Here is a 13,534-nt window from a genome sequence, read left to right on the forward strand (position 1 = left end):
TAAAAAAACAAATTAGTATGAAAACAATTTTGAAAGCAACAACAGTAGTAGCCTTATTATTAAATGTAGCCATGGGAACGGCCAAAGATTCAGAAATAAACTTAAAAGCGGCTAACGATACCAAAAGTTTGGTGTTGACGTTTGATAGGGCATCGGTAGATTTGACAGTTCGTTTCATGGATACCGATGATAATATATTATACGCAGAAAAAATAGAGAATGGAACGGTAACAAAGAAGTTTAATTTACAGCGTTTGGAAAACGGACGTTACTACATTACTGCAACGGATGCAACTAAAATAGTCCAATACACAGTAAGCATTGAAGGTAACACCGTAAAAATCATAGGAAAGGATGAAACCGTTGCACCAAATTTTCGTAAAACAAAAGAAAGACTCTTTGTAAATTACTTAAACTTGGATAAGTCTAAGGTAAGTATTAAGGTGTATGATGAGGAAAATAGAGTAGTATTTTCTGAAACCGTTAACGACGAGATGATCGTTACAAAAGCATTTAATTTTGAAGGAGCGTATGCTGGTAACTATAGTATCATCGTTTCCAATGCCAAAACGAGTTACACTGAAAATTTTATAGTTGATTAGATTAAGTTAATTAGATTTCAGGTGAAAGGGGACGGGAGCGTCCCCTTTTTTTCGTTAAAGACTTAAGTAACTAAATGCCCAGTACATGAGTGCAAATTGCAACGGTAAGCGAAATACCAGCACCCAAGTAGGAACACCTGCACCAGCTTTTTCGTTGCTCAACATGTAAAAATGTACCAGAAGAAAAACAACAAGCATTACTATAATACCGTAAATGGCCAGTGTTTTGGTTAAAGCAAAGCATAATCCAATACCCAAGGCAATCTCCGCAACTCCACTTAAATATACCATTGCCCTATGATTTGGAAGATATTGGGGCATAATTCGCATATATATTTTTGGCTTAACAAAGTGGAAGATACCTGCAAGAATATACATACCTGCCATCAGGTATAAGTGCCAAGGATAGTATAGACTCATTTGATATATTTTAGGAATCGGTCTTTTTTGTATTGGGGAACCGAGTCATTGCTCATAAAAAGTTCCAGCAAATCCTTGGGTTTTTCCTTTTGAAACATCAATTCATAGAATTGCTGTATGGTAAGTGTGTTTTTGGATTCTTCTAGTAACTCTATAACATCGCCAGCCAATACAGAACCTTCTTCCAGAATCTTTACATAAGTGCCCGGATGGTTATGTGCTATAAACTGTCTAATTATTTCTTGTGTTCCAAAACGGATTCCCAGTTTATAACAAGGCTCCCTTGGTTGGGTGATCTGTACTTTGGCATCGCCTATTTTATAGATATTCCCAACTTTTATTTGTGATTCATCCATTCCAGAAACGGTAAGGTTTTCGCCGAACATACCCCAATCCCACTCATGGTCTGGGTGCTGTTCTTTCCAATAGGGATAGTAGTCTGCCGAAAACAAATAACAGGCCTTGTTTGTTCCACCATGATGTACTCGATCTATGACCGTATCTCCTTTTACATCGTTTTTGGTGAGAAAAAGCCCTTCTGTAGTAGGGTATTTAAAAATACCTGTTTGTTCTTCTGCTCCGTTCCAAGTAAAGGTTCTTGGTGTGCCAATGTTTGTTGCTATTACCTTCATATGGTGAAGATAGAAAAACCACCTCAATTTTAGAGGTGGTTTGGATTGATACTTTTTTAATTCTAACGATTATTCGGTATCCAGTTTTTTCGTCAAAAAGAACCCAATTAATAATCCGGTTCCCGCCAAAAGGAAAATAGAGCCGGGAATAGCAATTTCACCTTCCACATTTAAACTACTGTTTAAAATACCGCCGGTCATAATGCCGGCACCAATTCCCATGAGTAATAATGCGAGGTTCAAAATAAGTATTTTCCAAAACGGAGCTGCTCTGCCAGTTTTAGGTCGCATAAAAATACTAGCGTCCGCTCCCTTTTCGATTAATGCCAAACGCTCTCTATTACGGGTAGAGAAAAAAAGATAAAAAATTCCGAAAACGACTAAAAATAAACTGATAAATACAAAACCTGCTTCCATACCTTGATTGTTTTTTAATTGATAAATAAAACTGTAATTACCCATAAGACGAGAGTATTATCATGGAGGTTACACTTTAATCCTAAATTTATGTAACCTTATGCAACTAAAGTGCGTCTTATAATCACTAATGAGCAAAGACAAAGACCAACCCTTTATTACCCTTGTACTAGCGGGTGACACCAACGCATACGCTAAGCTTGTCCAAAGGTATCAGCACATGGTTTACACCTTGGTATTGAAACTGGTAGGTAAACCCGAGGATGCACAAGAGATTGCACAGGATACGTTTTTAAAAGCTTACCAAGCTTTGCCTAGTTTTAAAGGAGATTCTAAGTTCTCTACTTGGTTATATAAAATAGCGTATTATAAAGGGCTTGATCAACTTAAAAAAAGAAAGCGAGTACTGGAGGAGAATACGATTGATGGGAATATTCCTACGGACATCCGATCTATTGATAATACTTGGGATTTATTAGAAGAAAAAGAACAAAAGGAAACTATTAAAAAAGCTGTGAACCAACTAAATGCAGACGATAGTATTGTTATCATGCTTTTTTATTTCGAGGAGCTTCCTTTAAAAGAGATTGCTAAAATTTTGGGATTAAAGAGTAATGCTGCCAAGGTGAAATTGTTTAGGGCAAGAAAACGTTTAGCTCAAATTTTAAGGAAAAAGTTAAAGCCAGAAACGATTCAGGCTTATGAACCTTGTAACGGTAGTCCGGTGGACTAATGGAAACGACTACCCAGAAAAATAGTAGACGATCGGTTTATTTTATAAAGATGAAAAAGAAGGATAAAAAAGAATTGAATGAATTTATTGATAAGACAAGCAAATCTTTTGAGTTAGAAGTTGCTCCCAAGGATTTTGTGGAGTCGGTTATGGCAAAGGTAGCACTACAACAAGCTCATGCCACTGATATTCGTTATGCGCCCTTGATTTCCAATACGGTTTGGGTTTGTATTTTGGCCTTGGTCATATCTCTATTTACGCTTATCGGAGTTGAAAAAAAAGATGTCCTTACGGATTGGTTTTCGGTACTAAGGCTAAATACGGTTGGTACTATAAACTTGATGGACGTTTTTCCTGACGGTGTCGCTATTTCCGATAGCACGGTTTATGCATTGGTAGGATTGTTAGTTTTTATGGGAGTTCAGGTATGGTATCTAAAACGGCTTTTTGCAAAACGGCAGGTGCTTCTATAACAGCATTTTCATAATAATACCAAAATGGTATCGTTACCCACTCTTTCGTTGCCAAACTATCGGTCTTAAATTCTTTGTGTTTTATAGTAAGAAGGTGCTTGCCTCTTTTGTAGCCCAATAGATCTAAATACATTTCCAGATTCAAACGATTTTGTTCGTCGGTAACAAGGATTAAGTCACTTGCGATTGTGGTGCTATCAATCTGAAAATGAAACATTTCGTTTATAGTTTTTAAATACGTCCCTGTTTTTATCTTCGTGGTGTCTGTATCCGGACCAAAATTTATAAAATCTATACCTGACTTATAACCCCTTACATCGGATTCCGGTTTTAACAAAGAATCATAAACCACAATATCATCCTCTAAGTATTTACGGAACGGAATGGTAATCTGTAAAAAAGGATCTATTATGGTTTTTGATTGTATTGAGGTGCTGCGCAAAAAATCCTTATTCTTTACCAACATATCCTTGTAATTTCGACGATTTCCAATTTCTATGGAGGACGATTCTTCAGTACTAAAAAAGTTACTAGGATTCATTTCCAAGGAAAAAAAGAAGAGTAAAATACCGTAAATAGGAATAAGGCTATAAATAATTTTTTTCCCGAATTTATTATCAAGTAGATTATATAAAATAGGACGGTAAATAAAGGAAAGCGTTAGTATGCTAAAGACTTTATACACCGGCATGTAGACCTTTGCGACGTCTGATGAACGTTTAACGATGCCAGGAATTACAAAATCAATAATAGTAATCAGATGTCCTATAAAAAAGGCGGGAAATAGGATAGTGCCTAAAACAGCTTTTACCTCAAATGGCAAAAAATCGTTCTCATATAAAAAAATCGTAAAAAATATGAATATTAAAAAATTGAGGGATACGGCTATGGTAATAAAGGCAATTAAGAAAGTAACCCCAAAAAGAATACTGGAATAATTTTCTAGATTTATGATATACTTGTCAAAAGAACCAATCCTCTTTTTAAGATGCGTTTTGAATATTTTGGCAATATTTAGTTGGTCAAAATCAATATCCCCTGAAACAGAACGTATGCCTACTGCACCGATCCATAGTCCCCTTAACAAGACGTGTAGAATTAGATTAAAAATGGCCAGTACACAGGTTATGTAAATGGTGCTGATAAAAAGCGACTGCAAGCTACTTCCTTCATAACGTTTTATCATTGCTAAATCCTGCAGGGGTTCTAACGCACTGAACAACCCAAAAATGGCAAAACCAGAAATTACAAGTTCCAATTGCCAACTTTGTACTTGGAGTTCATCAAGAATTTCCCTGTACTTGGCGTCACTTTTTTCGTTTTGCATGGGTTGGTGGGGTGGTTTAGAGTAGAAAAATAAGCGAAAAAGTTGATTTAAAGCGAAAGAGTAGGTATTAAAAAAGCCACTTTGATTTAATCAAAGCGGCTTTTTTTTAATTCTCGCGCCAAGGCTAACCGTCGTAGGAGTGAGCTTCATTTTAAGGCTACCCTTCAAAATCTATCCTCTACGGACTACTTCACCATCTCATAACTACGTTTAATAAACGCTGTCATCGCGGCCCCTTTCAACAAGCCTTTGGATAATTTTGCCAAATCCAAGGACTGGTTAATAAGACGTTCTTTCTTTTTGGCCGTTTTGGTGTTCAATATTTCGCCAACCAATTCGTGATTCGTATTTACCACAATATTGTACATCTCTGGCATATTTCCCATTCCGAACATACCGCCACCACCACCGGTCTGCTGCATTTCTTTCATACGGCGCATAAACTCCGGTTCTGTAATGGTAAAGGGAAGGGCATCACTATCCATTGCTTCCAGTTGTACCGTGTAGCTACTTTTTTCGCCAAATACTTTTTCCAATTCGGCTTTTAAGGTTTCCTTTTCCTCGTCCGATAGTTTGGAAATCTGTGTGTCCTCTTTTTGAATTAACTTATCAATATGGTCTGCATCAACACGGGCAAAGGAAATCTTTTCTTTGCTGGTTTCTAATTTTTGCATCAAATGGCCAATAATAGGGGAATCCATCAATAGCACTTCGTACCCCTTAGCTTTTGCAGTTTCGATATAGCTGTGTTGCGCCTCTTTGTCAGAAGCATATAGCACCACTAGCTTGTCGTCCTTATCCGTTTGGTTCGCTTTTATTTTTTCCTGTAATTCTTCAAAAGTGAAGAAAGCACCGTCCACGGTTGGGTATAATGCAAATTTATCAGCTTTTTCAAAGAATTTATCCTCTGAAAGCATACCATATTCGATAACGATTTTAATATCGTTCCATTTGGCCTCAAAATCCTCCCTGCTGTTTTTAAATAGGGAATTCAGCTTGTCCGCAACCTTTCTAGTGATGTAGGAAGATATTTTCTTTACAGCACCATCGGCCTGTAAATAGGAACGTGATACGTTCAATGGAATATCCGGCGAATCAATAACACCGCGCAGCATCGTTAAAAATTCCGGTACAATACCTTCTACATTATCGGTAACGAATACCTGGTTCTGATACAGTTGAATACGGTCTTTTTGCGCACTTAAATCATTCGTTAATTTTGGAAAATATAGTATTCCCGTTAGGTTAAACGGATAATCAACATTCAGGTGAATGTGAAACAACGGCTCTTCGAACTGCATAGGGTACATTTCCCTGTAGAAGCTCTTATAATCGGCATCCTCTAAATCTGCTGGTTGTTTTGTCCAAGCCGGATTTGGATTGTTTATGATATTATCTACCTCTTGTGTTGGTGCCGGATCTTCTTCTTTTGCATCCTCAGGTTTTGGAAGCGTCTCCGTTTTTGTTCCAAATTTTATTGGGATAGGCATAAATTTATTGTACTTACGTAACAATTCACTAATTCTATTATCCTCCAAAAACTCCAAGGAATCCTCTGCTATATGCAAAACGATTTCTGTTCCCCTAGTTTCTTTTTTAGCTTTTTTAAGCGTAAACTTAGGTGAGCCATCACAGGACCAATGGACAGCTGGTTCGTCTTTGTAACTCTTTGTGATAATCTCTACTTTCTCCGCTACCATAAAGGCAGAATAGAAACCAAGGCCAAAATGTCCTATGATTCCAGAATCTTTTGCCCCATCTTCGTATTTATTCAAAAATTCTTCGGCACCGGAGAATGCAACTTCGTTAATATATTTTTTAACTTCCTCTTCTGTCATTCCCAATCCTTGGTCTATGATGTGAAGTTTTTTTCCTTCCTTATCTATTTTTACCTCAATCATGGGATTGCCATATTCCACTTTAGCCTCACCAATCGATGTAAGGTGCTTTAGTTTTAATGTGGCATCCGTACCATTGGAAATTAGTTCTCTTAGAAAAATCTCATGATCGCTGTACAAGAATTTCTTAATTAGCGGAAATATGTTGTCTACCGAAACATTTATTTTACCTGTAGCCATTTTAGTATAATTTGTTTTTAATTGTTCACCTAACTCATGTCAAAAAAAATACCATAAGGGACCATAGTGACAAACTGACATATTGCTAAAATAAAAGTTTAACATTTTTTATGTTTAATTATTTGGAATAAACATTAAACATTATGTATCTTTGACATGTGATTAGAACGAGAAATTGCTATGAAAAAGTTTCTACAATTATAATCACGTTTTGATTATTTATTGGTTAGGTTGTTTAAGACGTGCTTTCCGCCCCCGGGAAGCACGTTTTTGCTAAATAAAACCTAAACTTTTTTAGAAATCAAAGAGGAGTTATAATTTCATATAAAAGCATAAAGACCTATGGCCACAAAAGCAAAAAAAATTACGGTAGATACAATTATTGCTAAATACATGAATTATGTGTTGGAGCATGAAAAGATGCCAAAATCTATTTACAAGTTTTGTAAAGTTGCCGGGATAAAAGAAGAGGATTTTTATCTTTTTTACGGCTCCCTAGATTCTTTGCAAAACGGCATTTGGGAACAATTTTTTGCGAACACGATGCAGGTAATGGAAAAGAATAAGGATTTTGACGGCTTTAGCAATAAGGACAAGATGTTAACTTTCTTTTTTACATTTTTTGAAGTGTTAACCTTGAATCGAAGTTATGTGCTATTTGTGTTGGAGCAGGAAAAGAACCTCATGAAGAATATGGGGCAATTAAAGGGTCTAAGGAAAAGCATAAAGCATTTTGCAAAAGACCTTATTGAAGATGGTAATGCCGATAAGAACTTAAAGATAACAAAGCATAATCCTCAACTCTTTTCGGAAGGGGCTTGGTTGCAGTTCATGTTTATTCTTCGTTTTTGGACCAAAGATGATTCTGCTCGTTTTGAAAAGACCGATATGGCCATAGAAAAATCTGTAAATACTATTTTTGATGTATTTGACAATACACCGTTGGAGAATATTTTGGATTTTGGAAAGTTCCTATATAAAGAATCGTTCGCTTAACCCTTAAAGTCCAAATCTTTTGAAAACACTAGACAGAATACCTACAGGCAAGATTGAAAGAGCGAGTAAGCTGGTAAAGACAGGAGTAAAAATTGGTGGAAATTATGCCAAATATTACGGTAAAAAACTAGTGAATTCCGAGACGACCAAAGATGAGTTGAACGAAGACAATGCTTCCGATATCTACGATGGGTTAAAAAGTTTAAAGGGAAGTGCTTTAAAAGTTGCCCAGATGTTGAGCATGGAAAAAAATCTACTTCCTAATGCTTATGTAGAAAAGTTTTCTTTATCACAGTTTTCAGTTCCACCGCTGTCGGCGCCTTTGGTTCGGAAGACATTTAAAAAGTATTTGGGAAAATATCCGGAGGAAGTGTATGATACATTCGCGAAGGATTCTATCAACGCTGCCAGTATCGGTCAGGTTCATAGGGCTTCTAAAGACGGCAAGGCATTAGCGGTAAAAATTCAGTATCCAGGGGTAGCACAAAGCATCAGTAGTGATTTGGCTTTGGTAAAACCGATTGCTCTTAGAATGTTTAACATTAAAGGTAAAGACTCTGACAAATACTTTAGAGAAGTAGAGGATAAATTGGTCGAAGAAACCAATTATTTATTGGAAATAGCCCAAAGTCAGGAAATTACAAAAGCTTGTAGTAGGGTTGAGAACTTAAAATTTCCACAATATTATCCAGAATTATCCAGTGAAAAGATCATTACGATGGACTGGATGACAGGATTGCATTTGGGAGAATTTACAAAAACATCATTTTCTAGGGAGCTGGGAAACAAGTTGGGCCAAACCCTATGGGATTTTTACATGTACCAAATCCATGGCTTGCGAAAGGTGCATGCAGACCCGCATCCGGGCAATTTTTTGATCAATGACAAAGAAGAGCTTATCGCGATTGATTTTGGTTGCATAAAGGAAGTTCCAGACTCCTTTTACACGCCTTATTTTGAGTTAGCAAAACCGGAAAATATTTCAAACGACAAAGTATTTACTAAAACCTTGTACGACCTTGAAATCTTGATACCTGCGGATAGTACTTCAGAAATTAAATTCTTTAAAGGGCTGTTTTATGAAATGCTAAGTCTATTTACATCACCTTTTCATCATGATACCTTTGATTTTGGGGATGCTGAGTTTTGGGCCAAAATCGCAGATTTAGGAGAACGCTTTTCTTCTGATAAAGAAATACGGAAAATGAACGGCAATCGAGGTTCTAAGCACTTTTTATATATGAATAGGACCTTTTTTGGACTGTATAATCTGCTTCACGACCTAAAGGCCAATGTTGATATTAATAATTTTCGAAAACATCTTAATTAATTGCTAATCGCTTATTTCTCTCTTCGTTAATCATTCTTCATGATTTCTACATCTGGAAGTATTGGTTCTTCCTCTTGTTTCACATATTTCGATAACCACTGGTCTTGCTCCCACAACAGATGCAGTACGCTCTCTTTGGCTCTATATCCGTGACTTTCTTTGGGTAACATTACAAGGCGTACGGTTGCTCCCAAACCTTTTAGCGCATTAAAATACCGCTCACTTTGCATGGGGTAAGTCCCAGAATTATTATCGGCTTCACCGTGTACCAGTAACAAGGGCGTTTTCATTTTATCCGCATGCATAAATGGTGACATGGTATTGTAAACATCAGGTGCTTCCCAGTAATTTCGTTCCTCGCTTTGAAAACCAAAAGGTGTCAACGTTCTATTGTACGCGCCGCTGCGCGCAATACCTGCTGCAAAAAGATTGGAGTGCGATAATAAATTCGCTACCATAAAAGCACCATAACTGTGTCCGCCTACAGCAACTTTTTTTGTATCTATATAGCCTAGTTTATCAACAGCTTCTATGGCCGCTTTTGCATTGGAAACTAACTGGGTTCTAAAGCTATCATTGGGTTGTTCATCTTTTTCTCCTATAATGGGAAAAGCGGCATCATCCAAAACAACATATCCTTGGGTTACCCAATAAATAGGAGAACCCCAAAACGGATAGGTGAATTCATTTGGATTTTGTGTGTTTTGGGATGCACTGTTCTTATCCTTGTATTCTCTAGGATACGCCCATAATATCATCGGTTTTTTCTCTTTTTTAGTTTTGTCATATCCTACAGGCAAATACAAGGTACCGGTTAGTTCTAAACCATCTTCACGGGTATAGGTGATTACCTCCTTATGCACGTCTTGTATACTCTTAAAAGGATTCTCAAAGGCAGTTAGTTGTTGCGGCGCCTTACGTTTTGTTAAACTTTTATAGTAATAGTTAGGATACTCACTGGGAGATTCAATACGCACTAACAGTTTATCTTTTTCTGCATCATATTCAATAAGGCTTTCCTTTTTCGCAGCTAGCTTAGAGGTGTACATTCTTGTTTTTTCCAAGGTATTTAGGTTGAATTTATCCACAAATGGAAATTGACCATCTTCTGTGTAGCCATCTCCAAGTAAATACGAATTTTGATTTTTGTCCAGGACAATTACCGATTGTCCAAATTCATTTCTTTTAGTAACCAAATTGCCTGGGTCGCTATATACGTCTTGATAATTTCTTTCAGAGATAATTTTAGCTTCCTTGGTATTATCGGAGGGGTCAAACAGGTACGTTTTTGTATTTCTGGTATTCCACCATCGATCGTAAGCAATAGCCGTATTTTCATTGCCCCATTGAATACCGGCATATCTATTTTTGAGCTTCAATAACGATTTACCGCTTTTGTTAAAAGGTGCTTCCAGTTCAAAAATTTCATCGCGGTATTCTACTTCGTTTTCCGGATCGCCACCATCCAGCGCCTGCGCATATATTATGGTGGAAGGCTTGTCATTACGCCAGCTGATATTGCGCATTCCCATGCGTACTGCCATAAATCCTTTAGGTAAATCCTCTATTAATGGCACCTCTAAAAGCTCGGAAACCAAATTGCCCTCCTTAGAATAGATATTGGTTATAGAAGGAAATCTACGATAGGGTACAAGATAGGAAAAAGGTCTGCCTATCGTTACCACCATAGCATATTCCCCATCTGGAGAAAAACTAATCGACGTATACATATCGGCATTTTTCCATTTGCTTTTAGTCCCGTCTAAATTTACTTTGTAAAGCTCCGAAAGCGCTAACTGTTCAAAATTGAACTCGTCATTAGGATTTTTTAATAAATCTTGATACGTTCTGTTCTGGGCTTTTTTTCCGTCATTGGAAGAGATGGTAGGACCCATAGGGACCGCTTCGGATACATTTATCAGCTCTTTTCTATTTGAAGGCAACATTTTAACGAGAAGGTTTTCCCCATCCTTGTACCAATTGATTACGTCTCGCATATTGGCATTTACCGTTGCCTCTGTAAGTCTTGTTACCTTAGCTTTTTGTAGATCCAACACCCAGACTTCAACTCCATTTTTAGTAGTGTTGGTTACCGCAATTTTGCTTTGATCGGGAGACCAGCTAAAATTGGATAGTCTAGGGTTGTCCGGGAGACCACTAACTTCGATGGCTATTTTATCGTTTGGCGATTTAATCTTTATATTGTTGTAATAGTTGGTCCTGCTACCAATATTCGTTTTTGGATTAATTCTCAAACCTGCCAAACGCAATTCTTTCTCTGATAGCTCTTCTATAGTTTTATAATAATCTCGATATAATAAAACCATGTAATTACCCGAATCATCTATAAGTACAGACGGTGCTAAAGGAGCTTCCACCATATCCAATATATCCTTGGTTGGTTGTTGGTATTGCAGATTATCTTGTGAAATACTTAAAAGGCAGCTGAAAACAAGGATAAAAAATAGAAGCGATTTTTTCATGATATACGATTAAATACTTTAATTGAGTTCAAAAGATACAGAAATATAAATTCGTAAAAAACCAAAATTGAAAATAGATTTGTTCCTAAACTTTTTCATGTAAATTGAATATACTCGAATCTACGTAGCAATCTTAATTAAGTGGGTATATCAATAGCGCATAATGTCCTATATTTACACCAGATTGTGTATGACCCGTTAGTGTAACATACGCAGACCAGAAATTGAAAAAATAAGGTAAAGATGTATAATTCAAAAATAACCGGTCTTGGATATTATGTGCCGGATAATGTCGTTAGCAATGACGATTTATCTAAAAAAATGGATACCAACGATGCGTGGATTCAAGAACGTACCGGTATAAAGGAAAGAAGACACGTTGTAAAGGGAGATGGGGACACTACGACCACAATGGGCGTAAAGGCTGCGAAAATAGCCATAGAGCGTGCAGGTATAGATAAAGATGATATAGATTTTATCGTTTTCGCTACCTTAAGTCCGGATTATTACTTCCCTGGTCCAGGGGTTTTGGTACAACGCGATTTGGGAATTAAAACGGTAGGTGCCCTAGACGTTCGAAACCAATGTTCTGGTTTTGTTTATGGTATTCCTGTTGCGGACCAGTACATAAAAAGCGGGATGTACAAAAATGTCTTGGTAATTGGTTCCGAGCTTCATTCCCATGGTTTGGATATGACGACAAGGGGTAGGGGAGTTTCCGTTATTTTTGGAGACGGTGCGGGAGCGGCCGTTTTAAGTAGGGAAGAGGATACCTCAAAAGGTATTTTATCCACGCACTTGCATTCAGAAGGACAACATGCCGAGGAACTCTCTTTGATTGCTCCTGGAATGGGCAAAAGATGGGTAACGGACATCATAGAAGACGCCGATCCGAACGATGAATCTTACTATCCTTACATGAACGGACAATTTGTATTTAAGAATGCCGTAGTTCGCTTTAGCGAGGTAATTATGGAAGGCTTAAATAAAAACAAGCTAAGTCCCACAGATATAGACCTTTTGGTACCTCACCAAGCTAATCTTAGAATATCACAATTTATACAAAAGAAATTTGGTTTGACGGATGATCAAGTTTTTAACAATATCATGAAGTATGGAAATACCACCGCAGCCTCCATTCCTATAGCCTTAACAGAGGCTTGGGAATCAGGAAAAGTAAATTCGGGCGATCTGGTGGTTTTAGCTGCTTTTGGTAGTGGATTTACATGGGGTAGTGTCATAATAAAATGGTAATTTAAAAACCCATGGTTTGCACCACGGGTTTTCTAAATCGATATAAGCTGCACTAAAAAACCAACCAATTCTAGTGCAAAAAACAATATCAATCTTATTGGAATAGACTTATTTTAAAACGTTTTGTTACGCTAAAGCTTCGTTTTAACGTATGATTAACGAAAGTTTAGTGAGTCATACTAAAAACGAAACCCAAGCAATTGCTTGGGTTTCTACGCTGATAGGCTATACTAAACACTAACCATTAACTATAAATATATAGCGTTATCAACTTTCGTAAATATTTTTAATGTTGCTGTTTGGGCGGTTTATTTACTAAGCGGCTACTAAGAGACGAATTTTTTATTAAATAGTTACAGTCTAAATCAAAGTTTAACAACCTGGTAACATTATGAAAAACACATTAGTTTTTGGAGCTTCCTTAAAACCAAATCGTTACAGCAATATCGTTATCCATCGCCTAGTGGGAAAAGAAATTCCTACCCAGGCATTTGGTCTAAGAAATGGTACTGTTAGCGGAGTAGAGATTAAAACCAGTTTAGCCGTTTTTCAGGATATCCATACGGTAACACTCTATTTGAATCCAACAAGGCAAGTTGCTTATTACGATGATATCATATTGTTAAAACCTGTTCGTGTGCTCTTTAACCCTGGAACGGAGAATCCGGAGTTTTATGAGCTACTGAGTAAGAATGGAATAGCCGTAGAGGTTGCCTGTACCCTGGTATTGCTGGGAACTGGGCAATTTTAGGTTTAAAAATTACCTTATCTATCCGTAAAGCTATCATT

The 13,534-nt window shown here is 37.0% G+C and carries 13 protein-coding genes; 7 read left to right on the forward strand and 6 right to left on the reverse strand.

Annotated features, from left to right (window positions below; all coding sequences use genetic code 11):
* The first annotated feature begins 17 nt into the window (after positions 1–17).
* Positions 18–602 (forward strand): hypothetical protein, encoded by a 585-nt coding sequence (locus tag MS6x_RS15680; protein WP_482603393.1) that lies wholly within the window; start codon positions 18–20, stop codon positions 600–602.
* A 54-nt stretch (positions 603–656) separates the two neighbouring features.
* Here the strand turns inward: MS6x_RS15680 and MS6x_RS15685 are convergent, their stop codons facing one another.
* The 3 genes from MS6x_RS15685 to MS6x_RS15695 form a co-directional block, all read right to left on the reverse strand.
* Entirely contained in the window at positions 657–1,022 is a 366-nt protein-coding gene (locus tag MS6x_RS15685) for a DoxX family protein (protein WP_482603394.1), read from the reverse strand.
* A complete protein-coding gene (locus MS6x_RS15690) occupies positions 1,019–1,654 on the reverse strand; it encodes an MOSC domain-containing protein (protein ID WP_482603395.1) in 636 nt (211 codons plus the stop codon). Before MS6x_RS15690 ends, MS6x_RS15685 begins: the two co-directional genes overlap by 4 nt.
* Before the next feature lie 69 nt (positions 1,655–1,723).
* On the reverse strand, positions 1,724–2,071 hold the full coding sequence (locus tag MS6x_RS15695) for a DUF6249 domain-containing protein (protein ID WP_482607181.1): 348 nt from the start codon (positions 2,069–2,071) through the stop codon (positions 1,724–1,726).
* Positions 2,072–2,201: 130 nt separating this feature from the next.
* Here MS6x_RS15695 and MS6x_RS15700 point away from each other — a divergent pair, with 130 nt between their 5' ends.
* Both MS6x_RS15700 and MS6x_RS15705 read left to right on the forward strand, forming a co-directional pair.
* Positions 2,202–2,804 carry an RNA polymerase sigma factor gene (locus tag MS6x_RS15700; RefSeq protein ID WP_482603396.1) on the forward strand — a complete coding sequence of 201 codons (603 nt, stop codon included), beginning with the start codon at positions 2,202–2,204 and terminating at the stop codon, positions 2,802–2,804.
* 50 nt (positions 2,805–2,854) lie between these two features.
* Positions 2,855–3,277 carry a hypothetical protein gene (locus tag MS6x_RS15705; protein WP_482603397.1) on the forward strand — a complete coding sequence of 141 codons (423 nt, stop codon included), beginning with the start codon at positions 2,855–2,857 and terminating at the stop codon, positions 3,275–3,277.
* Here the strand turns inward: MS6x_RS15705 and MS6x_RS15710 are convergent.
* Both MS6x_RS15710 and htpG read right to left on the reverse strand, forming a co-directional pair.
* Positions 3,216–4,604, reverse strand: coding sequence for a hypothetical protein (locus tag MS6x_RS15710; RefSeq protein ID WP_482603398.1), 1,389 nt, complete (start codon positions 4,602–4,604; stop codon positions 3,216–3,218). The two genes, MS6x_RS15705 and MS6x_RS15710, sit on opposite strands and share 62 nt — an antisense overlap.
* Before the next feature lie 185 nt (positions 4,605–4,789).
* Complete coding sequence (gene htpG, locus MS6x_RS15715; protein ID WP_482603399.1) at positions 4,790–6,682, reverse strand: molecular chaperone HtpG; 1,893 nt, start codon at positions 6,680–6,682, stop codon at positions 4,790–4,792.
* Between the two features lie 342 nt (positions 6,683–7,024).
* Between htpG and MS6x_RS15720 the strand changes: the two genes are divergently transcribed.
* Together MS6x_RS15720 and MS6x_RS15725 are read left to right on the forward strand one after the other, a co-directional pair.
* The gene (locus MS6x_RS15720) at positions 7,025–7,678 is read left to right on the forward strand and encodes a TetR family transcriptional regulator C-terminal domain-containing protein (RefSeq protein WP_482603400.1); all 654 of its coding nucleotides are present in this window, start codon (positions 7,025–7,027) and stop codon (positions 7,676–7,678) included.
* A gap of 19 nt (positions 7,679–7,697) precedes the next feature.
* Entirely contained in the window at positions 7,698–9,008 is a 1,311-nt protein-coding gene (locus tag MS6x_RS15725; RefSeq protein WP_482603401.1) for an ABC1 kinase family protein, read from the forward strand.
* Between the two features lie 26 nt (positions 9,009–9,034).
* Here MS6x_RS15725 and MS6x_RS15730 read toward each other — a convergent pair whose 3' ends face one another.
* On the reverse strand, positions 9,035–11,491 hold the full coding sequence (locus MS6x_RS15730; RefSeq protein ID WP_482603402.1) for a S9 family peptidase: 2,457 nt from the start codon (positions 11,489–11,491) through the stop codon (positions 9,035–9,037).
* Between the two features lie 243 nt (positions 11,492–11,734).
* Between MS6x_RS15730 and MS6x_RS15735 the strand changes: the two genes are divergently transcribed.
* Positions 11,735–12,745, forward strand: coding sequence for a 3-oxoacyl-ACP synthase III family protein (locus MS6x_RS15735; RefSeq protein WP_482603403.1), 1,011 nt, complete (start codon positions 11,735–11,737; stop codon positions 12,743–12,745).
* A gap of 391 nt (positions 12,746–13,136) precedes the next feature.
* Positions 13,137–13,496: a CoA-binding protein gene (locus MS6x_RS15740; protein WP_482603404.1), complete on the forward strand. Its 360-nt coding sequence runs from the start codon at positions 13,137–13,139 to the stop codon at positions 13,494–13,496.
* The last annotated feature ends 38 nt before the right edge of the window (positions 13,497–13,534 follow it).

The sequence above is a fragment of the Maribacter sp. MS6 genome (assembly GCF_056839185.1).